Origin of the sequence: Paractinoplanes rishiriensis (assembly GCF_016862375.1) — a bacterium.
Taxonomy (GTDB): domain Bacteria; phylum Actinomycetota; class Actinomycetes; order Mycobacteriales; family Micromonosporaceae; genus Actinoplanes; species Actinoplanes rishiriensis.
In genome coordinates this window covers 1-26,189 of the sequence record NZ_BOMV01000015.1, presented here as the reverse complement: position 1 = coordinate 26,189, position 26,189 = coordinate 1, and the positions used below count along the sequence as shown (strand labels likewise).

General features: G+C 71.6%; 22 protein-coding genes. 10 read left to right on the top strand and 12 right to left on the bottom strand.

Annotation, left to right across the window (positions count from 1 at the left end; translation table 11 throughout):
• Positions 1–13: 13 nt before the first annotated feature.
• The 5 genes from Ari01nite_RS10290 to Ari01nite_RS10270 all read right to left on the bottom strand — a co-directional run bounded on the left by Ari01nite_RS10290 (position 14) and on the right by Ari01nite_RS10270 (position 5,762).
• A complete protein-coding gene (locus Ari01nite_RS10290) occupies positions 14–292 on the bottom strand; it encodes a hypothetical protein (RefSeq protein ID WP_203780929.1) in 279 nt (92 codons plus the stop codon).
• A 9-nt stretch (positions 293–301) separates the two neighbouring features.
• Positions 302–1,531, bottom strand: coding sequence for an inorganic phosphate transporter (locus tag Ari01nite_RS10285; protein ID WP_203780928.1), 1,230 nt, complete (start codon positions 1,529–1,531; stop codon positions 302–304).
• A gap of 169 nt (positions 1,532–1,700) precedes the next feature.
• A complete protein-coding gene (locus Ari01nite_RS10280) occupies positions 1,701–2,588 on the bottom strand; it encodes a helix-turn-helix transcriptional regulator (RefSeq protein ID WP_203780927.1) in 888 nt (295 codons plus the stop codon).
• A 193-nt stretch (positions 2,589–2,781) separates the two neighbouring features.
• Positions 2,782–4,854, bottom strand: coding sequence for a PQQ-dependent sugar dehydrogenase (locus Ari01nite_RS10275; RefSeq protein ID WP_203780926.1), 2,073 nt, complete (start codon positions 4,852–4,854; stop codon positions 2,782–2,784).
• Positions 4,854–5,762, bottom strand: coding sequence for a sugar phosphate isomerase/epimerase family protein (locus tag Ari01nite_RS10270; protein ID WP_203780925.1), 909 nt, complete (start codon positions 5,760–5,762; stop codon positions 4,854–4,856). Before Ari01nite_RS10270 ends, Ari01nite_RS10275 begins: the two co-directional genes overlap by 1 nt.
• 242 nt (positions 5,763–6,004) lie before the next feature.
• Here Ari01nite_RS10270 and Ari01nite_RS10265 point away from each other — a divergent pair, with 242 nt between their 5' ends.
• Positions 6,005–6,880 (top strand): phytanoyl-CoA dioxygenase family protein, encoded by an 876-nt coding sequence (locus Ari01nite_RS10265; protein ID WP_239162633.1) that lies wholly within the window; start codon positions 6,005–6,007, stop codon positions 6,878–6,880.
• Here Ari01nite_RS10265 and Ari01nite_RS10260 read toward each other — a convergent pair.
• Positions 6,872–8,173: an aspartate aminotransferase family protein gene (locus tag Ari01nite_RS10260; RefSeq protein WP_203780923.1), complete on the bottom strand. Its 1,302-nt coding sequence runs from the start codon at positions 8,171–8,173 to the stop codon at positions 6,872–6,874. The two genes, Ari01nite_RS10265 and Ari01nite_RS10260, sit on opposite strands and share 9 nt — an antisense overlap.
• A 21-nt stretch (positions 8,174–8,194) precedes the next feature.
• Positions 8,195–9,571 carry an aminotransferase-like domain-containing protein gene (locus Ari01nite_RS10255; protein WP_203780922.1) on the bottom strand — a complete coding sequence of 459 codons (1,377 nt, stop codon included), beginning with the start codon at positions 9,569–9,571 and terminating at the stop codon, positions 8,195–8,197.
• 184 nt (positions 9,572–9,755) lie between these two features.
• Here Ari01nite_RS10255 and Ari01nite_RS10250 point away from each other — a divergent pair, with 184 nt between their 5' ends.
• The 7 genes from Ari01nite_RS10250 (at position 9,756) to Ari01nite_RS10220 (ending at position 16,641) form a co-directional block, all read left to right on the top strand.
• A complete protein-coding gene (locus tag Ari01nite_RS10250) occupies positions 9,756–10,595 on the top strand; it encodes a nitrilase-related carbon-nitrogen hydrolase (RefSeq protein ID WP_203780921.1) in 840 nt (279 codons plus the stop codon).
• Entirely contained in the window at positions 10,592–11,995 is a 1,404-nt protein-coding gene (hydA, locus tag Ari01nite_RS10245; RefSeq protein ID WP_203780920.1) for a dihydropyrimidinase, read from the top strand. The genes Ari01nite_RS10250 and hydA overlap by 4 nt, the downstream gene beginning before the upstream one ends.
• A 10-nt stretch (positions 11,996–12,005) precedes the next feature.
• Positions 12,006–13,001 (top strand): TIGR03842 family LLM class F420-dependent oxidoreductase, encoded by a 996-nt coding sequence (locus Ari01nite_RS10240; RefSeq protein ID WP_203780919.1) that lies wholly within the window; start codon positions 12,006–12,008, stop codon positions 12,999–13,001.
• Positions 12,998–13,837, top strand: coding sequence for an ABC transporter permease (locus tag Ari01nite_RS10235; RefSeq protein ID WP_239162632.1), 840 nt, complete (start codon positions 12,998–13,000; stop codon positions 13,835–13,837). The genes Ari01nite_RS10240 and Ari01nite_RS10235 overlap by 4 nt, the downstream gene beginning before the upstream one ends.
• Before the next feature lie 82 nt (positions 13,838–13,919).
• A complete protein-coding gene (locus tag Ari01nite_RS10230; RefSeq protein WP_203780918.1) occupies positions 13,920–14,705 on the top strand; it encodes an ABC transporter ATP-binding protein in 786 nt (261 codons plus the stop codon).
• Positions 14,702–15,466, top strand: a complete 765-nt coding sequence (locus tag Ari01nite_RS10225; protein ID WP_203780917.1) for an ABC transporter permease — start codon at positions 14,702–14,704, stop codon at positions 15,464–15,466. Before Ari01nite_RS10230 ends, Ari01nite_RS10225 begins: the two co-directional genes overlap by 4 nt.
• Positions 15,467–15,498: 32 nt before the next feature.
• The gene (locus Ari01nite_RS10220; protein ID WP_203780916.1) at positions 15,499–16,641 is read left to right on the top strand and encodes an ABC transporter substrate-binding protein; all 1,143 of its coding nucleotides are present in this window, start codon (positions 15,499–15,501) and stop codon (positions 16,639–16,641) included.
• A 3-nt stretch (positions 16,642–16,644) separates the two neighbouring features.
• Here Ari01nite_RS10220 and Ari01nite_RS49735 read toward each other — a convergent pair whose 3' ends face one another.
• Genes Ari01nite_RS49735 through Ari01nite_RS50845 form a run of 4 tightly spaced genes read right to left on the bottom strand, consistent with a single transcriptional unit; the run spans position 16,645 to position 23,535 of the window.
• Positions 16,645–18,336 (bottom strand): SCO6745 family protein, encoded by a 1,692-nt coding sequence (locus Ari01nite_RS49735; RefSeq protein ID WP_239162631.1) that lies wholly within the window; start codon positions 18,334–18,336, stop codon positions 16,645–16,647.
• Positions 18,333–18,839, bottom strand: a complete 507-nt coding sequence (locus tag Ari01nite_RS10210; RefSeq protein WP_203780915.1) for a hypothetical protein — start codon at positions 18,837–18,839, stop codon at positions 18,333–18,335. The genes Ari01nite_RS49735 and Ari01nite_RS10210 overlap by 4 nt, the downstream gene beginning before the upstream one ends.
• A 26-nt stretch (positions 18,840–18,865) precedes the next feature.
• Positions 18,866–21,163, bottom strand: coding sequence for a putative bifunctional diguanylate cyclase/phosphodiesterase (locus Ari01nite_RS10205; protein ID WP_239162630.1), 2,298 nt, complete (start codon positions 21,161–21,163; stop codon positions 18,866–18,868).
• A 41-nt stretch (positions 21,164–21,204) separates the two neighbouring features.
• Positions 21,205–23,535 (bottom strand): putative bifunctional diguanylate cyclase/phosphodiesterase, encoded by a 2,331-nt coding sequence (locus tag Ari01nite_RS50845; protein WP_275410837.1) that lies wholly within the window; start codon positions 23,533–23,535, stop codon positions 21,205–21,207.
• 78 nt (positions 23,536–23,613) lie between these two features.
• Between Ari01nite_RS50845 and Ari01nite_RS10195 the strand changes: the two genes are divergently transcribed.
• Positions 23,614–24,003: an Hpt domain-containing protein gene (locus tag Ari01nite_RS10195; protein WP_203780912.1), complete on the top strand. Its 390-nt coding sequence runs from the start codon at positions 23,614–23,616 to the stop codon at positions 24,001–24,003.
• Here the strand turns inward: Ari01nite_RS10195 and Ari01nite_RS10190 are convergent.
• On the bottom strand, positions 23,985–25,163 hold the full coding sequence (locus tag Ari01nite_RS10190; protein WP_203780911.1) for a response regulator: 1,179 nt from the start codon (positions 25,161–25,163) through the stop codon (positions 23,985–23,987). The two genes, Ari01nite_RS10195 and Ari01nite_RS10190, sit on opposite strands and share 19 nt — an antisense overlap.
• Positions 25,164–25,257: 94 nt before the next feature.
• Between Ari01nite_RS10190 and Ari01nite_RS10185 the strand changes: the two genes are divergently transcribed.
• Positions 25,258–26,064, top strand: coding sequence for a CHASE3 domain-containing protein (locus Ari01nite_RS10185; RefSeq protein WP_203780910.1), 807 nt, complete (start codon positions 25,258–25,260; stop codon positions 26,062–26,064).
• Positions 26,065–26,189: the final 125 nt, after the last annotated feature.

Genomic DNA, 26,189 nt, shown 5'->3' with positions numbered 1-26,189 from the left:
GCGGCGGAGGAGTTTACTTGGGTACGACCGTCGGGTAGAGGTGCTCGAAACTGAGACGCATTCCGAACCCGCTGGCAACGATGAACGCGATGCCCAGCAGGACGCCGACGACGACCACCCCGAACAGGGCGTAACCGGTCGCCCGGCCCACCTGCCGGGCCGGCCCGCTCGCCGCCGACCAGGCCAGCGAGCGGATGCCGAGGGTGAACAGGATCGGCAGCCCGGCGCCGAGCAGCAGCCCGGCCAGCAGGACCCGCCACGCCCCGTCGAGGGCGAAACCCAGATTGTGCATGCTGTCCCCCTAGCTGACCGCGGTGGCGGGTACGCGGTTCGCGGTGCCGGCCGGTTCGGCCGGGGCGTCCCAGTCGTCGTTGACGTTGTCGTGGTCGACCGGCGCCTGCCGGGACCGCAGCCACATGCCGCCGGACGCCGCGATCAGCAGCAGGAACACGGCCACCGCACCGGCCAGGCCGCCGACGGCGTGCCCGATCCACCACATCAGCGCGCCGATCAGGCCGGCGGCCGGCAGCGTGACGAGCCAGGCGCCGATCATCCGGCCGGCCACCCACCAGCGCACCTTGGCGGCCCGGCCGACGCCGGAGCCGAGCACCGAGCCGGTGGCCACGTGCGTGGTGGACAGCGCGAAGCCGAGGTGGCTGGACGCCAGGATCACCGCGGCGGCGCCGGACTGGGCGGCCATGCCCTGCGCCGGGGCGATGTCGGTGAGGCCCTTGCCCAGGGTGCGGATGATCCGCCAGCCGCCCAGGTAGGTGCCGAGCGCGATGGCGACGGCACACGACACCTTGACCCAGAACGGGATGTTGTGGGTGTCGGTCCAGTCCCCGGTCGCGAACAGGGCGAGCGTGATGACGCCCATGGTCTTCTGCGCGTCGTTGGTGCCGTGCGCCAGCGAGACCAGCGAGGCGCTGCCGATCTGGCCCCACCGGAAGCCCTGGTCGGTGAAGCGCTGGGCGATCCCGACGCTGAGCTTGTAGATGAACCAGGTGCCCAGGGCCGCGACGACACCGGCGATCACCGGCGAGATGACCGCGGGCAGCAGCACCTTGCCGACCACCCCGTCCAGCTTCGAGCCGTTGCCGTTCCAGTTGACGCCGGCCCAGCCCAGGCCCGCGATGGTGGCGCCGACCAGGCCGCCGAACAGCGCGTGCGACGAACTGGAGGGCAGGCCGAACAGCCAGGTGAGCAGGTTCCAGATGATCCCGCCGACCAGGCCGGCCAGGATGATCAGCAGGAGCGCTGTGCCACCGTCGGACGTCAGCGACTCCCGGGGCGTACCGTCCGAATTTTGGATCTTGACCACCGCGTTGGTGACCGTGAGCGCGACCTCCACCGAGAGGAAGGCGCCGATGAGGTTGAGCACCCCGGAGAGGGCAACTGCGGTCTTGGGCCGGAGGGCCTTGGTGGCGATGGACGTGGCCATCGCGTTCGCCGTGTCGTGGAAGCCGTTGGTGAAATCGAATGCCAGGGCAGTCACGACGACCAGAGCGAGCACAACCGTAGCTTGTGTCACGCGGGCGATCTTCGCCCGGATGACCAGCGGTTTTCTAGAGGGTGAACACAGCCTTTTCGAAGTTCGGCCTTCGTTAACCTCATGTTTCCCTAAAGTCGCCCATCCGTTGCCAAAACCTCACGGTCAGCTAACGGCCCGATTCATCCGAACCCGGCCGTTAGCGTCCCGTTCATCTTCCGTTCGCCGGCCGCTCGGCCGCGACCGGCTGCTGCGAGGCGGCCCAGGAGGCGAGCAGGCGGAGCGCGTCCTCGGTGGGTGAATCCGGTTCGGCCGCGTAGATGGTCATGGTCAGATCGGGTTCGGCGCGGAGGTCCATGCTCTCGTAGGCGAGTTCGAGGCCGCCGACCACGGGGTGGTGGAAGTGTTTCACGCCGGTGCCGTGGGTGCGGACGTCGTGCGAGCCCCAGCGGCGGCGGAAGTCGTCGCTGCGAGTGGACAGTTCGCCGACGAGGTCGTGCAGGCTCTTGTCGTGCGGGTCCTTGCCGGCCGCGGTGCGCAGGTTGGCGACGGTCATGTCGGCGGCGAGGCCCCAGTCCGGGTAGAAGCGGCGGGCCGCGCTGTCCAGGAAGGTGAAGCGGGCGAAGTTCGGCGGGCCGGCCGGACCGGTGTAGAGCTCGGAGTACAGGGCACGGCCGAGCGGGTTGGCCGCGAGCAGGTCCGAGCGGTTGTTGCCGACGATCACCGGCGCGGTGGTGACGGCGTCGAGCGACCACTGCAGGCTGGGCCGGACCTGCCACCGTTTCGGCCGCCGGCGCGGGCGCAGCACGGCGTTGCTGCCGTCGGCCTCGTGGGCGAGGCGCAGCAGGTGCGCGCGTTCCGCCTCGTCGAGTTGCAGGGCCCGGGCGATCGCGTCGAGCACACCGGCGGAGACACCGGCGAGGGTGCCGCGTTCAAGTTTCGCGTAGTACTCCACGCTCATCCCGGCCAGCGCGGCGACCTCGCTGCGCCGCAGCCCGGGAACCCGGCGCTGGCCGGTGACCGGGAGACCGGCCCGCTCCGGGTTGATCTTCGCGCGGCGGGAGGTGAGAAAGTCGCGCACCTCGGCTCGGTTGTCCACGACCCCGACGGTACGGCGAGCGCCGCCGGCCTGCGAGTTACCAGCAGTACACCCATCGTCAGTGACTTCCTCGCACCGCACGGCGCGGGTGAGGCCGCCGGTTCACGGTGCGGATCGAGCGCGCCGGTGCCTGACCGCGCACGGCTCACCTCCGCGGGCCAGGACACCGGCCGGTGTCCTGGCCCTGCACTCACTACCCGGCCGTCGGGGTGAGCACCACCTCGGTGGTGCCGGTCTGCGGCGGTACGCCGGTGTCGGTGTACGACGCCACGAAGACCGCGGTGAGGTTGCCGGCGCCGGCGTGGCCGGGGTCGACGAAAGTGGTGATTGAGCCGGTGCAGCCGGAGCTCTGCGAGAGTGGGTGACCGTGCTCGTCGTGGCCGAGGATGTAGCTGACCGTGACCCGGGCGCAGTCGACCGGCTGGTCGTCGACGACCGAGACCTGGTAGGTGACCGTGTCGCCGAAGGCGAACGCGTCGTCCTCGGTCGGCGTCACGAAGGTGACCACCGGGGCCAGCGTGCCGACCGGGAGGATCACCTCGGCCGAGGCGGAGCGGCCGGTGCTGTCGGTGACCTTCAGCGTCGGCCGGTAGTTGCCGTTCTCGGTGAACGTGTAGGTGGCGTTCGGCGAGCGCGAGTCGACCCGGCCGTCGGCGTCGAAGTCCCACGCGTAGCGCAGCGCGTCGCCGTCCGGGTCGGTGGTGCCGGCGCTGGAGAACGCCACGGTGAGCGGCGCCTCGCCCGACGCGGGTGTGGCGGCGGCCCGCGGGATCGGGGTCCGGTTGCCGCGCACGAAGTCGAACCGGGACAGCTGGGCGTCCGGGTTCTCGTTGAAGAAGCCGTCGCCGTACTCCAGCACGTAGAGCGCGCCGTCCGGCCCGAACTCCAGGTCCATCGGGTTGTCGAAGACCAGCGACGGCAGCACCGCGTCGATCTGGGTCACCCGGTTGCGGCGGTCCAGGTGGAACGCCTTGACGTAGTCGCGGGTCCACTCGGCGAACAGCGGCAGGCCGTCGTACGAGGCCGGCCACTTGATCCGCGACCGGTTCCGCGGCGAGTAGTCGTACGCCGGCCCGCCCATCGGCCCGATGCCGCCGGTCGCCAGCCCGGGAAATTCACTGCTGAGCCCGTACGAGTAAATGACCTCGGCCTTCTCCACCGGTGGCAGGTTGCGCCGGCCGGTGTTGTTGGGCGAGTCGTTGACCGGTGCCGCGCAGTTGAACGGCGCGCCCGAGGTGCCGGTGCCGAAGTCGTAGTCCACGTAGGGCATGTCCGGCGCGACGCAGTACGGCCAGCCGTAGTTCGCCGGCCTGTCGATGACCATCCAGCGGCCGTGCCCGGCGGGACCGCGGGCCGGGTTCGGGTTACGCGCGTCCGGCGAGTAGTCCGCCATGTAAACGACGTCACTGGAAGGGTCCACGGTGAACCGGAACGGGTTGCGCAGGCCCATCGCGTAGATCTCCGGCCGGGTCTGCGGCGTGCCCGGCTTGAACAGGTTGCCGCGCGGGACGGTGTACCCGCCGGTACGGCCCACCGTGATCCGCAGCAGCTTGCCGCGCAGGTCGTTGGTGTTGGCCGCGGAGCGCTGCGCGTCGAAGACCGGGTTGCGGCCGGGCCGCTCGTCGATCGGCGCGTAGCCGTCGGAGAAGAACGGGTTGGTGTCGTCCCCGGTGGACAGCAGCAGGTTGCCCCGGCTGTCGAAATCGATCTTGCCGCCGACGTGGCAGCACTGGCCGCGGTCGGTCGGCACGTCGATGATCTTCTGCTCGGTGCCCAGCCGCAGGGTGTTGCCGGCCAGCTTGAACCGGGACAGCCGGAGGAAGCCCTGGAACGGCGCGAAGTCGGCGGCCGTGCCGTTGGCCGGCGCGTCGCCCTCGTTCACCGTGGGCGTGGACGGATCGTCGCGCGGGGTGTCCAGCGGAGGCGAGTAGTACACGTACACCCATTTGTTGCGCTCGAAGTCCGGGTCGACCGCGACGCCCTGCACGCCCTCCTCGTCGTGCTGGTAGACCGGGATCGTGGCGGCCAGTACGTTGCGGCCGGTGGACGGTTCGTGCACGCGCACCTCGCCGGTGCGGGCGGTGTGCAGCACCCGGCCGTCCGGCAGCACGGCGAGCGCCATCGGCTCGCCCGGGAAGTCGTTGAGGGTGACCTTCTGGAAGTCGGTGTCCGGCGGCAACTCGTGCCCTGGGTGGGCGACGGCCGCGGTCGGCACGGCCAGGACGGCCACGCCGACAAAACTCACGAGTCCGAAGAAGCGGGACATCAGAACCGCAGCCCGGCCAGGTAGTCGTAGCCGACCTCCGCCGTGATCAGCGCGTCCGCGGGCGTGCGCGGCGGGGTGCCCGCGTCGTCCCGCTCGACGATGTATTCGATCAGGCCCGCCTCCCGGGAGCGCGCGAAGATCCGGCCGAAGTCGATCAGGCCGTCGCCCGGGTCGGTGAAGCTGCCGTTCACGCCCAGGTCCTTGACGTGCACCTGCTTGATCCGGCCGCGGTTGCGCTGGATCAGGTCGACCGGGTCGCTGGCGCCGCGGAACGCCCAGAACAGGTCCACCTCGAGGTGCACGAGCCGGGGGTCGGTCTCCCCGGTGAGGATGTCGAAGCCGGTCCGGTCGGTGCCGGACTGGCGCAGGAACTCGGCCTGGTGGTTGTGGTAGCCGAAGCTGAGCCCGGCCCGGCGGGCCAGTGCGCCGGCCCGGTTGAGGTCGCGGGCGAACGCCAGGTAGACCGCGGCGTCGCGGACCGGGCCGGACGAGGTCTGCCCGAAGAACGGGTGCACGATGAACCTGTTGCCGACGATGTTGGCGTCCTCGAGCGCGCGCTCCCAGGCGGCGGCGTCGAAGGGCTGCGGGATGCCGACGTGGCCCGAGGTGGCGCGCAGGCCGGCGGCGTCGAGGGCGGCGCGGAACTGCGCGGCGGTGCGGCCGACGAAGCCGGCGTGCTCGACCCGGGTGTACCCGATCTCGGCCAGTTCGGCGAGGCTGCCCTCCAGGTCGATGTTGAGCTGGCCGCGCAGGGTGTAAAGCTGCACGCTGATCTGGTCACGCGGGACCCGGTGCAGCGCGCCGCCGCGGCCGCCGGCCGAGGCCGGTGCGGTGGCGGCGAGGGAGGTGGCGGCGCCGGCTGCAGCGGCGGCACCGAGTAGTTGGCGGCGGTTCAATGACGGCGGCATTGCGGTCTCCTTTGAACGGCGTCCACCGGCAGATTACCGATATGTTTCGTCCACAGTGAAGCCAAGTTTCTTCAGATCCAGCAAAAGTTCGCCCTTGTCGTACAAAACACCCTGAGTGATCACCGTCTGCTATTTGCGATTTCTTGACGACCAGGTGCAACGTGGCCCGCCGCCGACCCCGTCTTCACCGTTGAGAACCGATTCCCCGGGGAACCATGACGACGATTATGGGGGGACCGGAAATGTTCGACGCCATCACGCCGGAAAAGCGGACAGATTTCCAGCAGCAGGGCATTCTGCTAATTCGCCGGGCACTCACCGAGGAGCACCGGGCGCGGCTCGAGGCCGCGGTCGACCGGGTCTACGCCGCCGAGCGCGCCGCCGGCCGGGTCAAGCCGGACGGCAGCCTGCACCTGCTCGGCTTCCTCGACCGGGACGACGAGTTCGGCGAACTGCTGACCCACCCCGGCACGTTCCCGTACGTCTGGGGCCTGGCCGGCTGGAACATCTACTCGCACCACAACCACCTCGACGTCACCCCGCCCGCGCTCGCCGAGCAGCCGCCTGCCGAGCATTCTCAAGTCTGGGGCTGGCACCAGGACGGTTACCGGCAGAACTCGGATACCGAGGCGGTCGGCCAGCCGCGGCCGATGCTGTCGCTCAAGGTCGCCTACGTGCTGTCCGATCTGTCCCGGACCGGACGCGGCGCCACCAAGGTCATCCCGGGCAGCCATCTGAGCAACACCCTCGAGCGCACGACCGGCGGAGCGGACCCGCGCGGCACCGTGGAAATCACCGCGAACCCGGGCGATGCGTTCGTCTTCGACCGGCGGCTGTGGCACTCGCGGTCGGTCAACCGCAGCGCGGTGACCCGCAAGATGCTCTTCGTCGGGTACACCTACCGGTGGATCCGGCCGCTCGACGAAATGCCTATCGACCGCACCGGCGACTGGTGGCTGAATCGCACGCCGGTCCAGCGGCAACTGCTCGGCGAGGCGACCCACACCGCCAATTACTGGGGCGTGAATTGGGACGGATACATCGACGAGAAGATCCCGCTGCGGCACGAATTGCAGTCCCGCGGGCTGCTCGACCGATCCGTCCCGTGGCTACGCTAAGTGATATTCGCTGTCGACCCGCCCGATCGCGCCCGACAGCACCGCCAGCCCCTCCCGCGCCTCGTCCTCGGTCAGGGTCAGCGGCGGGCCGATCCGCACCACGTTGCCGTACAGGCCGCCCTTGCCCACCAGCAGGCCGCCGGCCCGGCACTCGTCGAAGACCCGCACCGTGGCGGCCGGGTCCGGCTCGCGGGTGCCGGGCCGGACGAACTCGACGCCGACCATCAGCCCCTTGCCGCGCACCTCCCCCACGATGGCGGCGGCCAGCGCGCGCAGGCCGTCCAGCAGGATCGCGCCCACCCGGGCCGCGTTCGCCTGCAGGTCGTGGTCGAGCACGTAGTCGAGGACCGCGTTGCCGGCCGCGGCCGACAGCGGGTTGCCGCCGAACGTGGAGAAGCTGATCGCCGGCACCGCATTCATCACCGCGGCCCGCCCGACCACGCCACCGAGCGCGAAACCGTTGCCGATGCCCTTGGCGAAGGTGATCAGGTCCGGCGTGACGCCGTGCGCCTGGTAACCCCAGAAGTGCTCGCCGGTGCGGCCCCAGCCGGTCTGCACCTCGTCGGCGATCAGCAGGATGCCGTGCTCGGCCAGCACCTTGTGGTAGGCGCCGAGCACGCCGTCCGGCGCCGCGACGAAGCCGCCGACGCCCTGAACCGGCTCGGCGATCAGCGCGGCCACGTCGCCCGCGGTGACCGTGGCCAGCACCTCGCGCAGGTCGTCGACGGCCGCCTCGGCCAGGTCGCCGTCGGTAAGCCCGGCCATCCGGCCGCGCAGCCGGTCCGCCGAGGACAGCCAGGACACGTTCAGCGGGCTGAGCGAACTGGACGACCAGGACCGGTGCCCGGTGATCGCCATGGTCGCGAAGGTGCGGCCGTGGTAGCTGTTCTTGATCGCCAGCACCTGGTTGGACCGGCGCACGTTGGTGGCCATCAGCAGCGCGGTCTCGTTGGCCTCGGTGCCCGAGTTGGTGAAGAACACCCGGGCGTCCGGGATGCCGGACAGCCGGGCGATCTTCTCGGCCAGGTCGACCTGCTGGCGGATCAGGTACAGCGTGGACGTGTGCACCACGCCGGTGGACAGCTGGCGCTGCACCGCCTCGGTGATCTCGGCGACGTCGTACCCGATCATGTTGGTCAGCACGCCGCCGAAGAAGTCCAGATAGGTCCGCCCGGCGGCGTCGGTCACCCGGCGGCCGGAGCCGGACACGATCTCGAGCGCCGCGTCGCCGTAGTAGAGCGGCATCCAGTCCGGCAGCACCGCGCGGTGCCGGCTCAGCAGGTCGTCGGTCATGAGGGGGAACCTCCCGGAGGGTCAGCGCCAGCCGCGCGGATGCGGGCGGGCTCGGGTACCGCTGCCGCGGCTGTCCCGGATGGCGGCCGAGGCGAGCGCGCCGGCCAGGTCGTCGAACCCGTCCGCGACCAGCCCCGCCGTGACCCGCACGTGGTCGGAGCCGAGCGGGGTGACACAGAACGGGGTGCCGGGCGCCACCGCGATGCCGTGCGCGGCCAGCTCGACCAGCGCGATCTGCTGGTCGTCCACGGCCATCCACAGGTTGATACCGTCTGCGGCGGTCGCGGTAACCCCGCGGTGGTGCAGGCAGGCGAGCAGCTGCCGGCGTCTTTGGAGGTACGCGTGGCGGGCCGCAGCCACCTGCGCGGTGGCGCCCGGATCGGTCAGCAGGTCGAGCAGCACCGCCTGGAGCAACCGGCTGGACCAGCCCGGCCCGAGCAGCCGCCGCTCGGCCACCTGCTCGACGATCGCGGCCGGCCCGCCGATCGCGGCCAGCCGCAGGTCGGGCCCGTGGCTCTTGGAGAAGCTGGCCACGTGCACGGTCTGCTCCGGCAGGTGCCGGCCGAGGCTGACCGGCGCCGCCGAGGCGATATCGCCGGCGTGGTCGTCCTCCACCACGACGACGCCGGGAAAGCCGGCCAGCACGCCGGCCAGTTCCGCGGCCCGCTCCGGCGGCATGCTGATCCCGGTCGGGTTGTGCGCCCGGGGCTGCAGGAACAGCGCCCTCGCCGGGAACTCGGCGAGCAGCGCGCGCAGCTGTCCGGGCGCGATGCCGTGCTCGTCCATCGGCACGCCCACCACCGTGGCGCCCACCGCCTGCAGCAGGTCGAGCAGCGGCGGGAAGGCCGGGTTTTCCACCACCACCCGGTCGCCGAAGCGCACCACCGTCGCGATCACCCGGTCCAGCGCGTCCATCGCGCCGTCCACCACGGTGAGCTGCCCGGGCCGGGACGGCCAGCGCTCGCGGAGCACCTCCTCGAGCTCCGGCAGCACCGGAGCGTCCAGGTAGCTGCTGGTCAGCCGGCCGTCGCCGAGCCGCTTGAGCGCGTCGGTGAGGTCGGGCAGCAGGTCGTGGTCGGGCACCCCGGTGGACAGGTCCCGGGCGACCGCGGCCGGCACCCCGCTCATCTGCACGTAGCGCCGGCCCAGCCGGGTCAGGCCGGGCGGGGCCACGAACGTGCCGGACCGGCCCCGGGTGCGGATCGCGCCGGCCCGGGTGAGGCTCTGCCAGGCCTCGCTCACCGTGGTCGGGCTGACCCCCAGCTCCCGGGCCATGTCCCGGACGGTGGGCAGCCGGCTCCCGGCCGGCAGGGTGCCCGCACTGACCAGGCGCCCGACGGCGGCCGCGATGCCCCGGGCGCTGCGGTCCTCTACCGCATCCGTGATGAGCGCGAGCAAATTTGCCTTCCAGAAACATTCCGTTACGTACGAGCAATTGTCCGCTTGAATGTGTGTCGTTAAGGTCCTACGGCATCCGAACCGGACATGCAAGCTCTAGCGCAGGGTCTATAACGGGGAGTAGACAGACGATCACAGGCGCGCCACCGTGCCTGACGAGCGATACGAGAGAGGGGCAGCAGCCATGACCGACGTCGTTCGTGCCGCCCTCGTCCAGACCACCTGGACGGGCGACAAGGAATCGATGATCAAGGCACACGAGGACTATGCCCGCGACGCCGCCGCACAGGGTGCGAAGGTGATCTGCTTCCAGGAGCTGTTCTACGGGCCGTACTTCTGCCAGGTCCAGGACGCGGCCTACTACGAGTACGCCGAGTCGATTCCCGGCCCCACCACCGAGCGCTTCCAGGCCCTCGCCGCCGAACTGGGCCTCGTCATGGTCCTGCCGATGTACGAGAAGGAGCAGGAGGGCGTCCTCTACAACACCGCCGCGGTGGTCGACGCCGACGGCAAGTACCTCGGCAAGTACCGCAAGAACCACATTCCGCAGGTCAAGGGCTTCTGGGAGAAGTTCTACTTCCGGCCCGGCAACCTGGGATACCCGGTCTTCGACACCGCGGTGGGCCGGATCGGCGTCTACATCTGCTACGACCGGCACTTCCCCGAGGGCTGGCGGGCGCTCGGCCTGAACGGCGCCAAGATCGTCTTCAACCCGTCGGCCACCAGCCGCGGCCTCTCGTCCTACCTCTGGCAGCTGGAACAGCCGGCCAGCGCGGTGGCGAACGAGTACTTCATCGGGGCGATCAACCGGGTCGGCACCGAGCCGCTGGGCGACAACGATTTCTACGGCCAGACCTACTTCGTCGACCCCGAGGGCAAGTTCGTAGGTGAGGTGGCCGACACCCACAACCCCGAGCTGATCGTCCGCGACCTCGACCTCTCGCTGCTCGGGACGGTCCGCGACCGCTGGCAGTTCTACCGCGACCGCCGCCCCGACTCCTACGACGGGCTGGTGCAGCCGTGAGCATCCTGATCAAGGGCGGGACGGTCGTCGGGCCGTCCGGCGCCTACCCCGCCGACGTGCTGGTGGACGGCGAGACCGTCGCCGCGATCTTCGCGCCCGGCCAGGGTCCTGCGGAGGGGCCCGAGGTCATCGACGCGACCGGCAAGTACGTGATCCCGGGCGCGGTCGACGCGCACACCCACATGGAACTGCCGTTCGGCGGCACCCACGCCAGCGACACGTTCGACACCGGCACCAGGGCGGCGGCGATCGGCGGGACCACCACGATCGTCGACTTCGCGGTGCAGCGGTACGGCGAGGTCGTGCAGGACGGCCTGGCCGCCTGGCACGGCAAGGCGGACGGCAACTGCCACATCGACTACGCGTTCCACATGATCATCGGGGGCGTGGACGACGACGCACTCAAGGCCATGGACCACCTGGTGGCCAACGAGGGCATCACCAGCTTCAAGCTGTTCATGGCGTACCCGGGCGTCTTCTACTCGGACGACGGCCAGATCCTGCGGGCCATGCAGAAGGCCCGTGAGAACGGCGCCATGATCATGATGCACGCCGAGAACGGCCCGGCCATCGACGTGCTGGTCAAGCAGGCCCTGGAACGCGGCGAGACGGATCCGGTCCACCACGGCCTGACCCGGCCGCAGGAGCTGGAGGCCGAGGCGACCAGCCGGGCGATCTGGCTGGCCAGCGTGGCCGCCGACTGCCCGCTCTACATCGTGCACCTGAGCGCGTCCAAGGCCCTGGAGCAGGTGAAGGCCGCCCGCGACCTGGGCCGCAACGTGTTCGCCGAGACCTGCCCGCAGTACCTCTACCTGACCCTCGAGGACCAGCTGGGCGCGCCCGGCTTCGAGGGCGCCAAGTGGGTCTGCTCGACGCCGCTGCGCAGCAAGCACGAGCCGCACCGCGCCGACCTGTGGCAGGGCCTGCGCACCAACGACCTGTCCGTGGTGTCCACCGACCACTGCCCGTTCTGCTTCAAGGACCAGAAGGAGCTCGGCCTCGGCGACTTCTCCAAGATCCCGAACGGGATCGGCAGCGTCGAGCACCGGGTGGACCTGCTCTACCAGGGCGTGGTCGACGGCAAGCTGTCGCTGGAGCGCTGGGTCGAGACGATCGCCACCACGCCGGCCCGGATGTTCGGCCTCTATCCGCGCAAGGGCATCATCGCGCCCGGCTCGGACGCCGACATCGTGGTGTACGACCCGGGCGGGCACACCCGGATCAGCGTGGAGACGCACCACATGAACATGGACCACTCCGCCTGGGAGGGCTGGGAGATCGACGGCCGGGTCGACACCGTGCTGTCCCGCGGCGAAGTGATCAGCTCCGGCGGCGAGTACACCGGGCGGGCCGGCCGCGGCAAGTACGTCCCCCGCGCGCTGTCCAGTTACCTGCGGTGAGGGGGTGGGGATGGACATCGGTGTAGTGCTGCAGAACGACCCGCCCGCGCTGCGGGTGGTCGAGCTGGCGAAGAAGGCCGAGGCGGCCGGCTTCAGCCACGTGTGGACGTTCGACTCGCACGTGCTCTGGCAGGAGCCGTTCGTCATCTACTCCAAGATCCTCGACGAGACCGAGCGGGTGATCGTCGGCCCGATGGTCACCAACCCGGGCACCCGGGACTGGACGGTCATCGCGTCGCTGTTCGCCACGCTCAACGAGATGTACGGCAACCGGACCATCTGCGGAATCGGCCGGGGCGACTCGGCGCTGCGGGTGCTCGGCGCCCAGCCGCAGACGCTGGGCCAGCTCCGTGAGTCGGTCCAGGTGATCAAGGGATTGGCGAACGGCGAGCAGGTGCGCCTGCGCGACCGGGAGCTGCGGTTCGCCTGGGCACCGGACAGCCGCCTCGAGGTCTGGGTGGCCGCGTACGGGCCCAAGGCCCTGGCCCTGACCGGCGAGGTCGGCGACGGGTACATCCTGCAACTGGCCGACCCGGACATCGCGGCCTGGATGATCGGCGCGGTGCGCGCGGCCGCCGAGCGGGCCGGCCGGGATCCCATGTCGATCAAGTTCTGCGTGGCGGCGCCCGCGTACGTCGGCGACGACCTGGCCCATCAGCGCGAGCAGACCCGGTGGTTCGGCGGCATGGTCGGCAACCACGTGGCCGACATCGTGGCCCGGTACGGCGCGGACGGCGCGGTGCCGCAGGTGCTCACCGACTACATCAAGGAGCGCCAGGGCTACGACTACGCGCAGCACGGCAAGGCCGGCAACACCCACACCACGTTCGTGCCGGACGAGGTGGTCGACCGGTTCTGCGTCCTGGGCCCGGTCGAGAACCACCTGAAACGGCTGCACGAACTGCGCGACCTGGGCGTCGACCAGTTCGCGGTCTATCTGCAGCACGACGCCAAGGAGGAGACCCTGGCGGCCTACGGATCGCAGATCATCCCGGCGCTCACGTGAGAAGGGTGCTGTTCGCCCTGGCCGGCGTCGCGCTCTTCGCGGCGCTCTGGGAGGGCTACAAGGTCGTCGGCAGCCCGGACGGCACCGTGCTGTTCGGGGTGCGGGTGCTGCCGCGCGCCGACGACCTGTCCATGCCGCACCTGTGGACGGTGCTGGACCGGCTCGGCCGCCCCGAACTCACGGGCGGCCGGCCGGTCTGGATCGTGGTGCTGCAGGCGTGCCTGTTCACGGCCGGCATCACGGCGGCCGGTTTCGCGGCGGGCGCGTTCGTGGGGCTGCTGCTGGCGATGGTGATGCAGCGGTTCCGCATCGTCGAGCGCGGCCTGCTCCCGTACGTGATCCTCTCCCAGACGGTGCCGCTGGTGGCGCTCGCGCCGCTGGTGGCCGGGTGGAGCGTGCTGTGGGCGGAATGGATGACGGTCGCGGTGATCGCCGCCTACCTGGCTTTCTTCCCGGTCGCGGTGGGCATGCTGCGCGGCCTGCAGTCGCCGTCCGCGAGCGGCGTCGAGCTGATGCGCAGCTACGCCGCCGGGTGGTGGCGCACGCTGGCCAAGCTCCGGCTGCCGGCCGCTTTGCCTTACCTGTTCCCGGCGCTCCGCCTGGCCGGCGCGGCCGCCGTGGTGGGCGCGGTGGTCGGCGAGATCTCCACCGGCACCCGCGGCGGGATCGGCCGCCTGATCATCGAGTACTCCCGGGAGGCGACCAGCGACCCCGCGAAGGTCTACACCGCGATGCTCGGTGCCGCGCTGCTCGGCCTCCTGGTGGCCGGTGCGGTGAGCCTGCTCGAACGGCCGCTGATGCGGCACCGGAGGCACGTGGAGGTGGTCACCCTGTGATCGCCCGCACCGAGCGGCACCCGGCCGCACCGACGGACGGCCTCGCCGGCGAGGGCCAGAAGGGCACAGCTAAGGAGGAACAGTGACCGCGGTTGTCGTGGACAAGGTGACGAAGGTCTTCAACCAGGGTCGTGCCGACGAGGTCACGGCGCTGTCCGAGGTCGAACTGACCGTGGCCGGCGGCGAGTTCGTCTCGCTGATCGGGCCGTCCGGGTGCGGCAAGAGCACGCTGCTGCGGCTGATCGCCGACCTGATCGAGCCGACCACCGGCACCGTGACGGTGGCCGGCAAGAACGCCGGCCAGGCCCGCCGCGACCAGGACTACGGCATCGCCTTCCAGCAGGCCGGGCTGTTCGAGTGGCGGACCGTGCTGCGCAACGTGGAGCTGCCGCTGGAGCTGCGCGGCCTGTCCCGCGCCGGCCGCAGGGCGCGTGCTGAGGAGATGCTGGCCCTGGTCGGGCTGGCCGAGTTCGCCGGGCACTACCCGGCCCAGCTGTCCGGCGGCATGCAGCAGCGGGTCGCCATCGCGCGGGCGCTCGCCGTACAGCCGCCGCTGTTGCTGATGGACGAGCCGTTCGGCGCGCTGGACGAGATGACCCGCGAGCGCCTGCAGTCCGAGCTGCTCGGCATCTGCGCCCAGACCGGCACCAGCACGGTGTTCGTCACGCACTCGATCTCCGAGGCGGTGTTCCTGTCCGACCGGGTGGTGGTGATGTCGGCCCGGCCCGGCCGGATCACCGCGGCGATCGACGTGGACCTGCCGGCCCGCGACGACGCGGCCCGCCAGTCCGACCGGTACTTCGGCTACGTCACCTCGGTGCGCCAGGAATTGCGCGGGGTGCCGTCCCAGCGGGCGGACGCGCGATGAAGTGGGTGCGGGCCGGGCTCCCGCCGCTGCTGGTCGGGGTGCTGGCGATCGTGGGCTGGGAGCTGACCGTCACGCTCGGCCGGATCGCGCCGTTCATCCTGCCGGCGCCGTCGGCGATCTGGGGACAGCTGGTCGAGCAGCGCCGCAACGTCTGGGAGGCGGCCCTGGCCAGCGGCGCCAACGCGCTGGTCGGGTTGATCTGCGGAGCCGTCGCCGGGGTGCTCGCGGCGATGGCGGCGAGCCGGTTCCGGGCGATCGGCGAGATCTCCATCCCGTTCGCGGCGGTGCTGAACGCGCTGCCGATCATCGCGCTGGCCCCGATCCTCAACAACATGTTCGAGTCGACCAGCAGCCTGCCCCGCCGGCTGGTCACCGCGATCATCGTGTTCTTCCCGGTCTTCATCAACACCCTGCGCGGCCTGCGCGAGGTCGACCCGATCCACCGCGAGCTCATGCACACGTACGCGGCCAGCGGCTGGACCTTCGCGGTGAAGGTGCGGCTGCCCGGCGCCCTCCCCTACGTCTTCACCGGCCTGCGACAGGCGTCGTCGCTGGCCGTCATCGCCGCAGTCGTCGCCGAGTACTTCGGCGGCCTGCAGAGCGGTCTCGGGTCGCGGATCACCTCCGCGGCCGCGTTCACCGCCTACTCCCGTGCCTGGGCCTTCGTGGTCGGCGCCTGCCTGCTCGGACTGACCTTCTATCTCACCACGCTCCTGCTGGAGCGGCTGGCGATGCCCTGGCGCCAGCGCCTGATCGCCTGACCCGGCCTGTTGTCATTCCTCGGGAGGTTCCTGTGCCACGATTTCGTATATTTACCGCTGTTGCCGTCGCTACCGCGCTGCTCGCCGGCTGCGGCACGGCCGACCAGAACACCACCACGCCCGCGCCGGGCGGCAGCGGCGGGGCGCTCGCCCCGGTGAAACTCCAGCTCCAGTGGTTCTTCCAGGCCCAGTTCGCCGGCTACATCGCGGCCGTCGACCAGGGCTTCTACCAGGAGCAGGGCCTCGACGTGCAGCTGCTCGAGGGTGCGGTCGACATCGTGCCGCAGACCGTGCTGGCCCAGGGCAAGGCCGACTACGCGATCGCCTGGGTGCCCAAGGCGCTGGCCTCCCGCGAGTCCGGCGCGGGCATCACCGACGTCGGCCAGATCTTCGCGCGCTCCGGCACGTACCAGGTGGTCTGGAAGGACTCGGGGATCACCTCGCCGGCCCAGTTCAAGGGCAAAAAGATCGGCAACTGGGGCTTCGGCAACGAGTTCGAGCTGTTCGCCGGGATGACCAAGGCCGGGCTCGACCCGGGCAAGGACGTCACCCTGGTGCAGCAGCAGTTCGACATGCAGGCGCTGCTCAAGCGGGAGATCGACGCCGCCCAGGCGATGAGCTACAACGAGTACGCCCAGCTGCTGGAGGCCAAGAACCCGCAGACCGGCAAGCTCTACACGGCCGACGACTTCGCGGTCATCGACTGGAAGACGAACGCCTCGGCGATGCTGCAGGACTCGGTCTGGGCCAACACCGAGAAGCTCAACGATCCGGCGTACCAGCAGCAGACCGTGAAGTTCCTGCTCGGCACGATCAAGGGCTGGGCGTTCTGCCGGGACAACGCCGAGAAGTGCCGCGACCTGGTGGTGGCCAAGGGTTCCAAGCTCGGCAAGAGCCACCAGCTGTGGCAGATGAACGAGGTGAACAAGCTGATCTGGCCGTCGCCGGCCGGGATCGGTGTGGTGGACGAGGCGTCCTGGAAGCAGACCGTGGACATCTCGATGACCGCCAAGAACCAGACCGGCGACACCGTGCTCAAGAAGGCGCCGGAGGGGCTGGCCTACACCAACGACTACATCAACCAGGCGATCACCCAGGCCAAGGCGGCCGGAATCGACGTGACCGGCACGTCGTTCCAGCCGCAGGCGGTGACCCTGAACGAAGGTGGCTCGTAGCCCTTACAGCGGGATGAGCCGGGCGGCGAGGGCGACCGCGGTGAGGTCGCCCTCGCGCAGCTTCGCCGCCGCCTCCTCCTCGCCCAGGCCCTCGAGCCGGGTCGCCGAGGCCTCGATCAGGTCCGGCTCGCCCTGCAGCAGCCGCCGGGCCATCCGGGCCTGGGCCGGGCTGAGCTCGGCGTAGGCGCACTGGTCGAGGGCCGTGATGGTGTCCTCGTCGAGCAGGCCGTGCACCGCCCGCTCGGTGACGACCTTGAGCAGCCAGTCCGGCCACCAGCCGTACTTGCCGACGATCAGTCCGGTCCGCACCGCGACGGCTGGGTGCTGGCCGGCCCGCAGCAGCCGCACGGTGAGCACCGGGTCGAACCGCTCCAGGCGCAGCGCCGACACGAACACCCGGAGCAACTCCTGGTAGCTGACGAACGACTCGGCCGCGGCGGCCGCCTCGGCCCACCGGCCCCGCAGGGCATGGGCGAGGGCGTACGCCTCGCCGGTGCCGGTGTCGTCGGAGGTGGACCGGTCGTCGAGCCGGGACACGGTCGCCTCCAGCCGGCCGACCGCCTTCCGGGCCCGGACCGCCAGTTCCTCGCTGTGCGCCTTGTTGAGGTGCATGACCACGACGGCGGACGCGATCTCGGCCTCGCGCCGCAGCAGCGGGGACTTGATCTTCGGCATGATCAGGTCGGACAGGCCCTCGGTCACCAGGGCGGCGTCGAACTTCTCGGACACCTCGGGGAACTGTGCCCACCAGTCGACCGGGTGGTCCGTCGACCGCCGTTTCACCACTTCCTCGGTGGGGGGCGCCGCGGTCTCGGTCGTCACCGGGGTGCCTCCTCGGCCCTGTGGCCGAGGCAGTGCGGCGGCCGGATCAAGCATTCCGGCCTTCACAATCCTCAGACTGAAGGGCCGGGTCAGCTCGGCGAGCCGGGTGCACCCGTTGTTCCCGATCACGTCGTAGGCGGGCGCGGCCAGCCGGTCGGTCGTCGCCTCGATCTCGGCGCGCAGCTCCCGGCCGTAGTCGCTGATCTTGTCGCCGTCCAGCAGGCCGCGCTCGCGCAGGTCGTCCGCCGCGGCGTCCCACTCGGAGTGCTGCCAGCCCCGGCTGACCCGCATGAACTTGGCGTCCACGTCGCCGGTCGCGGCGTGCAGCACGATCGACTCGAGGCCGCTGAGGCCGGCCGCCATCAGCGCCGCCACGTGCCCGTCACCGCGGAACTCGCGCAGCAGCATCTGCGCGTGCCAGAGCACCAGGTGCGGGCGGTCCGGCCAGCTCAGCCCGGCGTGCGCGGCGAAGAGCGGGCGGCCCTGCGGGTGCCCGGCGGCGGCCTCGGCGGCCCGGCGGGCCAGGCGCGCGGCCTCGGCCATCTGGGGCGACTCCAGCACGTCCGGGCCGAGGCCCCGGGTCAGGGCGGCGTCCACCGCGGCCAGCCGGGCCTCCAGCACGGCCGCCGGCGTGGTCACCGACCACACCGCGGGCAGCGCCCGGGCCACCAGGGCCGGCTTGAAGTTGTAGAAGGTGGCGGTGACCAGGGCCGGGCCGGCCGGCCCGAACGCGGCACCGCGCGCCGCGAAGTAGCCGTCGCCGGGGGTCAGGCCGAGCCGGGTGTACGCCTCGGTGGCCTCCGGCACGAAGTAGATCATGGCGTGGATCGGCTCGGTCACCCGCCACGCCCGGTGCTGAGGGTTCTCGGTCACGGCTTAGCCTCCCAGGGCAGTTCCTCGGCTTCGACGACGTCGACGGGACCGGAGTGCCGCGGCGCGGGCAGGTCGGTCACCGTGTGCCAGGTGCCGCCGCGCCGCGTGGCCTCCCGGGTGACGAGATGCACCGGCAGCGGCGGCGACCGGAACGGGCCGGCGCCCCAGCGCACCCAGACGGCGAGCCGCCCGGCCGCGGCCTCGGCCAGCAGCTTGTCGACCGTACGCTGCCGGTCGAGCCGATCCACCTCGATCGCGATCGGCTGGCCGCCCGGACGGGCGCAGGCCACGTCCAGCACCGAGGTGCCGTTGAGCGGCGGCGGCAGCGGCACCACGCTCGGCGCCCGGCGGTAGACCCGCCAGCCCTGCGCCTCGCCCCAGGCCGCGACCGCGTCGATGATCCGGGCCGTGGCGCGGTCCTCGGTGAGGTCGGCGAAATGCAGCGCGGACAGCCAGTCCCCGAGCGACCGCGCCGTCGCTGTGCCGTCGTCCACCGTGTCCATCGCCGTACCCTATGCCCCGTCGTGTCTCAGGCCGCTACGGCCAGGTCGCGGTCGCGCTGCTCGGCCAGCAGCCGGGTCAGGTCCCCGGCCGGCATCGGCCGGGCCAGGTGGAAGCCCTGGCCCAGGGTGTAGCCGAGGCCGAGCAGCCGGTCCGCCTGCTCCTGGTTCTCGATGCCCTCGGCCACCGTGTCCAGGTCCAGCGCGCGCGCCATCTGGATCACCGCGCGGGCCACCGCCTGCCGGGCGGCCGCCTCGGGCGTACCCTCCTCGTCCAGCTCGATGCCGTCGACGAACGACTTGTCCAGCTTCACGATCGAGGCGGGGAACGCGCGCAGCAGGCTGAGCGACGACTCGCCGGTGCCGAAGTCGTCCAGCGCCAGCCGGATGCCCATGCCGTGCAGCTCGTGCAGGGTCTGCAGCACCTGCGGCCCGCGCAGCACGGCCGACTCGGTGAGCTCGAGAACCACCCGGTCGGCGGACAGCCCGGCGTCGGCTAGCGCCGCCCGGACGTCGGTCCGGAAGTCCGGGTCGTGCAGCTGGCGCACCGAGACGTTGGGCGCCACCTTCTGCAGCGCGTCCGGCCCGAACTCGGCCAGCCAGGCGGCGGCCTGCCGGCACGACTCGCGCAGCACGAAGCGGCCCAGCGGCACGATCAGGCCGGTGCCCTCGGCGGCCGGGATGAACTCGGCCGGCGACACCAGCCCGCGGGTCGGGTGCTGCCAGCGGACCAGCGCCTCGACGCCGATCACCCGGCCCCGGGCCAGGTCCATGATCGGCTGGTAGTAGACCCGGAACTCGTCGGCGTCCAGGGCCCGGCGCAGCTCACCGCCGATCCGGGCGTGCGCGAACACCGGCTGCTCCATGCCGTCGTGGTAGCGCACCCAGTTCGCCTTGCCGCGCTGCTTGGCCGCGTACATGGCCACGTCGGCCTCGCGCAGCAGGTGGTCCAGCGCGGTGCCGGCCGGTGCCGTGGCGACGCCGATGCTGGCGTGCACCAGCAGCTGGTGCGCGCTCATCGGGCCGGCGAACTCGGCCAGCACCCGCTCGGCGATCTCCTCGCCGTCCACCGCGCCGTTCTGGCAGTGGTCGATCAGCACCGCGAACTCGTCACCGCCGAGCCGGACCGGCAGTCCCTCGGCGCCCACCGCGGTTCGCATCGAGCCGGCCACCGCGATCAGCAGGTGGTCGCCGATCTCGTGGCCGAGCGAGTCGTTGACGGTCTTGAAGTCGTCCAGGTCGACCAGCAGCACGGTGGCCTCGCCCCGGTCCAGTGCGGCGGCCAGCCGCTCGCGGAACAGGCCGCGGTTGGCCAGCCCGGTCAGCCCGTCGTGGGTGACCTCGTGGCGCAGCCGCTCCTCGGAGGCGCGCTTCTCGCGCAGCAGCCGGGCGTTCTCCCGGATCGCGACGTACTGCCGGACCGCGACCAGCGCGGTGACCAGCACGGCGGCCGCGATGGCGGCCCGGCCGGACCAGTCCAGCTGATCCGGCAGCAGCACCAGCGGCAGGTCCACGGCGGCGATTGCCAGGTAGGGCAGCCAGGTGTTGGCCCGGCGGGGCCGGGCGCCGGTGGCGGTCCACTGGCGGCGCACCGCGGCGGCCGCCATCAGCGGGGCCAGCGGCATGACCACGGACTGGCCCGGCATGATGCCGGCGTAACCGTCGGCGGCCAGGAACGCGACCCCGGCGCCGACCAGCCCGGTCATCGCGACCAGGCGCAGCGCCACCCGGTCCACCGGGCCGCGGCCCAGGTAGGAGACCTTGGTGATGCCGCCGACCGCCATCACGGTGGACAGCCCCACCATGGTGAGCGCCTGCGGGCTCCACGGGTCCGGCGACTCGAACATCGGGGCGATCCCGAAGGTGAACAGCACGGTGCCGCAGCCGAAGAACGCGATGGTCCGGTCCAGCCACTGCTTCCAGCGCTCGGAGCGGTTGGTGATGCCGACCGGCACCCGGCCGACCGCCCACATGGCCATCAGGAACGCCGAGACGACCAGCGCCGCCGCCACCATCGGCATGGTCGGCAGTTCCTGAGGGCCGGTGAACGATGCCCACGCGAGGATCGAGAAGCCCGCCGTCACCAGCGCGAAGGCGACCGCCATGAGGCGCCAGAAGCGGCGCGCCACGGGGTCCATCGGCACCGCGCGGATCAGCCGGAACATGGCGTGCGAGGCCACCGCGGCGCCGGCCGGCACCGCGAGGTAGCCGTATCCGGCAGGGCCGATCCCGGTCAGGCGCCACACCACGAACCAGACCGCCGACGCCGCCACGATGGCGGCAACTACCGCCAGGTGGAGCCGGGGTACTCGCGATTCGGGAGCCACCTGTGTCGTTTCGGCGAAACTTGCCACCGGTGAAGGAATTCTCATGCCGCGGCGGTGTGATGCTGGTCGGCCGGCATCTGGTCGGCCGGCATCTGGTCGGCCGGCATCTGGTCGGCCAGCATCCGGGTGACCGCCTCCGGGCTCATCGGCTTGGCCAGGTGGAAGCCCTGCCCGAGCGAGTAGCCCAGCTGCCGCAGCCGCTCCGCCTGCTCGGCGTTCTCGATGCCCTCGGCCACCGTGTCCAGGTCGAGCGCGCCGGCCATCTGGATCACCGCGCGGGCCACCGCCTGCCGGGCCATCGCCGCCGGCGAGCCGGGTTCGTCCAGCTCGATGCCGTCGACGAACGACTTGTCCAACTTCACGATCGAGGCCGGGAACGCGCGCAGCAGGCTCAGCGAGGACTCGCCGGTGCCGAAGTCGTCCAGCGCCAGCCGCACGCCCATGCCGTGCAGCTCGTGCAGCGCCCGGGACACCTGCTGGCCGCGCAGCACCGCGGATTCGGTCAGCTCCAGCACCAGGAACTCGCCGGGCAGGCCGGAGTCGGCAAGCGCCGCCCGGACGTCGTCGACGAAGTCGGGGTCGTGCAACTGCCGGGCCGACACGTTCGGGCCGGCCTTCTGCACCACCTCCGGGCCGAACTCGGCCAGCCAGGCGGCGGCCTGCCGGCAGGTCTCGCGCAGCACGAACCGGCCCAGCGGCACGATCAGGCCGGTGCGCTCGGCCACCGGGATGAAGTCGGCCGGCGACACCATGCCCCGGGTCGGGTGCGCCCAGCGGACCAGCGCCTCCACCCCGGTCACCAGGTTGCGGTTCAGGTCGACCAGCGGCTGGTAGACCACCCGGAACTCACCGTCGTCCAGTCCTCGGCGCAGCTCGGCGCCAAGCTGGGCGTCCGCGTGCACCGGCCGTTCCATGCCGGCCGCGAACCGCACCCAGTTGTCCTTGCCGCGCTGCTTGGCGGCGTGCAGGGCGGTGTCGGCGTCGCGCATCACGTGGTCCAACGCGGTACCGGCCGGGGCGGTCGCGATGCCGGCGCTGGCGTGCATGAGCAGGCGGTGCCTGCTGAGCGAGCCGCCGAGCACGGTGGTGATCCGGGCGACCAGGTCCTCGGCACAAACCTCAGGATCGGTCACGAGCACGGCGAACTCGTCGCCGCCGAGCCGGGCCGGCAGGCCGGCGGAGCCGACCGTCGCGCGCAGCTCCTCGGCCACCGCGATCAGCAGGTCGTCGCCGACCTCGTGGCCCAGCGACTCGTTGACCGTGCGGAAGTCGTCCAGGTCGACGATCACCACGGTGGCGCCCTCGGCGCCCAGGGCCGCGGCCAGCCGCTCCCGGAACAGGCCGCGGTTGGGCAGCCCGGTGAGCGCGTCGTGGGTGGCGTCGTGGCGCAGCCGCTCCTCGGACTCGCGCTGGGCCCGGATCAGGCGCCGGTTCTCCCGGTACGCGACGAACTGGCGCGCGGTGGCCAGCAGGGTGACCGCCACGGCGAGCACCACCACCAGCCGGTCCGGCCAGTGCATCGGCAGGAACACGGTGACCACCAGCGGCACGTCGACCGCCAGCACGGTCAGATACGGCAGCCAGGACTCACGCTGCGTGCGGGCGCCGGCGGCGGACCAGTGCCGGTGCACGGCCAGCACGATCAGCAGCGGGCCGAAGGGCAGGACCACGGCCTGGCCCAGAGTCGCGGCGCCGGCGCCGAACTGGGCGTTGAGCATCGCGTACACCGCGGTGGCCAGACCCGAGCAGGCGACCAGCCGGACCGCGACCCGGTCGACCGGACCGCCCGGCACCGAGACCACCCGGCAGATGCCGATGGCGCTCATCACCACGGTGAGGCCGGCCATCAGCACCGCGCCCATCGACCAGGGGTCGGGACGGTGGTGCAGCGGCGCCACCACGGCGAAGACGAAGAGCGTGATGCAACCGCCGAACGCGACCGCCCGGTCCAGCCACTGCTTCCACCGGTCGGCGCGGTCGACCCGGCCCAGCGGCACCCGGCACAGCGCCACGATCGCCGCCAGTAGCCCGGCGAGCAGCAGCGGCATGGAAATCAGCGGCGCCGGCGGGCCGGCCGGGTAGGTGGCGAAAGTCTGCACGCAGAAGATCCCGCGGCCCAGCGCGACACAGACCTCGAGAACCAGGATCAGGCGCCAGAACTGGCGGGCGGCCGGGTCCATCGGTATTTTGCGCAGCAGCGCGGCGACCGCCACCGCGCCCACCGCCGAGGCGATCGGGGCGGGTAGGTAGGCCAGGATCTCCGGGCCGGCACCGACCAGCAGGCCGGCGACGTACCAGAGCATCGAGAGCGCCACGATGCCGCACGTGGCGTACACGTAGCGGCGGGGTGCGGGCGGCCAGCGGTCGGTCACGCTGAGGAAATCGGCCGTACGCGGAGTGACTGTAGGAATTGCACCCGCGCCGCAACCGGCGGCACGGAAGATGTACGCATGCATGTGCGCAGCCGGGAGGACGAGATCCGGGCCCGGATGGCCGACATCGCCGGCGACCAGCCGAGCGCGGCCGAACGCGAGTTGCTGGCCCGGCTGATCCGCTCGTTCGTCGGCAAGACGCCGGACGGCGTCGAGCGGCTCGGCGAACTGCTGCGCGGCGGCGACCGGACGGCGCTGCGCGACCACGCGCACGGGCTCAAGGGCTCCGCCTCGAACATCGGCGCGGACACTCTCGCGGGGATCTTCGCCGAGGTGGAGCACGCCGCCCGGAACGGCAGCGTGCCCGACCCGGACCTGACGCTCGGCCGCCTCGCCGCCGAACAGGCGCTGGTCATCGGCGTGCTGGACGACCTGGCCCAGGAGCTGGATCAGTCCTTGAACCAGTAGTCCGGTATCAGCGGCCCGGCGCCCGGCAACGCCAGCACCGGCTCCACGATCTCGATCATGCGGGCGTAGTTGTCCAGGCGGTCCAGCAGCAGCGACGTCACCACCATGCCCCGGCCGATCAGCACCAGCCCGTTCGAGGCCACGATGTCCTCGGCCACCCGCATGCCGACTTCGAGATCGACCACGCGGAGCCCGCGTACCTTCTCGGCGGTTTTGGCCTTGATGCCCTTGACGTCCCGCAGCGCCGACAGCACCGGCATGGCGGCGTCCTCGCGGCACTCGAGCACCGTGATCGCGTTCTCCACCTCGAGACCGCGGCTCTCCAGCGTCTCGTAGTCGATCGCGGTCCGCAGCACGTCGACGGCCGCCTCGACCAGGGGCGGGTACGGTTTGGCCGGCCGCTCACCCCGCCGGGCCGCACCGAGGCCGCGCACGATCTCCAGCACGTCCTCGAGGTTCGGGATGCCCTTGAGCAGCTCCACCCCGACGCCCGGCATGGCGTCGATCATGGCCTGCTCCTCCTCGGTGCAGGGCAGGCCCTTGTCCATCTTCTGCAGCACGGTCGGCGGGATGGTGACCGCGCCGAGCTGCGAGGCCATCGCGGCGACCTCGATCTCCCAGAGCGAGGCCAGCTTCATGGCGACGCACAGGTCGGCCACCATGGTGCGAATCCGGCCGGCCCGGGCGAACGCGGCCGGGCTGGCCAGCTCGAGGCAGCCGAAGACCGCCTGCAGACTGGACTTCAGGGTGGTCTCGAGCAGGTTCCGCTGGGTGGTGGTACGCCCGTGCAGCGCGACCGCGTCCTGCACGGTGCTCCGCAGCTCGTCCGTCTTCACCGGCTTGGACAGGTAGCGGTAGACGCCACCGTCGTTGATGGCCGAGATCGCCGCGTTCAGGTCGCTCTGCGCGGTGTGCAGCACCCGGGTGGTGTCCGGGTACTCCAGCTGCACCCGGCGCAGCAGCTCGACGCCGTCCATGCCCGGCATCCGCAGGTCGCTGATCACGGCGGCCACCGGCCCCGACTCGGCCAGCACCCGCAGGGCGTCGTCCCCGCCGGCCGCGGTCAGCACCTGGTGGTCGCGGCGCAGCTGAAGGGCGAGGGCGTCGACAATGTCAGACTCGTCGTCCACCAGCAGCACGGTCGGTCGCTCGTTGCTCATGATTCGCCCCCTACGCACGCCCCCGCCGGAAGGGCAGCAGCACCTGATGAGACTTTGCCCGACGTCCCCCTCCCATTCTTCCTAAAGTTACGGAATGACTACTCTGCATCGGTCTGCGGTACTCGCGATCGCCCTGCTCGCCCTGGCGGCGGCCGGCGCCGGCGCCTGGCTCCGGCTGGGCGTGCTGGTGGAGGCCCAGCGCCCGATCGAGCACGCCCAGCGGGTGCTGGCCGAGGTGGGCCACCTGGCCCTGGTGGCGAACGCGGCGGACCAGACCCAGCGCGCCTACCTGAGCGGCCAGGACCCGCAGGCCGAGCGGACCTTCAACACCAACGCGGCCGAACTCGACCGCACCCTGACCGCGCTGGCTGCCCTGACCCGCACGGACCCGGTCCAGCAGCGGATCATCCAGGACATCCGAGCCGCCGCGGACGGCGAGGACCGCTTCGGCCGCACCGTGGTCCTGGCCGGCGCCATGCACGACCACCAGGCCACCCTGCTCGACCGCGAGCTGAGCCGCGGCAGCGCGAACGCCGAGGAAGCCCTCCAGCAGGTGGTCGGCATCATCGCCGCGGCCGCCCTGCTGGTGGCGCTGGCGTGGTGGTTCTCCCGCACCACGGCAGCGGCCACCCGCCCCGCCGCCGTCAGCCCACCCGTCCCAGCCACCGACGCCACCCTCGGCCCACCGGTCCCACCCACGGACCCCACCCTCAGCCCGCCCGTCCCGGCCACCCACCCCGGTCTCGGCACCGCCGTCCCGGCCGTCACGGCCGGCCGCACCGCCGCCATCGCCTCGGCCACGGCGGCCGATGCCGCCGCAGCCGGCCGGGCCGACGTCGAGCGCCACCTCGCCGACTCACCCCTCACCGCCGAGGAGGTTCGCGGCGCCTTAGCCGGATAAATCTGATTTGCGCGGCTTTCCTGCCCTCGACATCGACCCCGCACCGCGACCCCGCACCGCGACCCCGCACCGCGACCCCGCACCGCGACCCCGCACCGCGACCCCGCACCGCGACCCCGCACCGC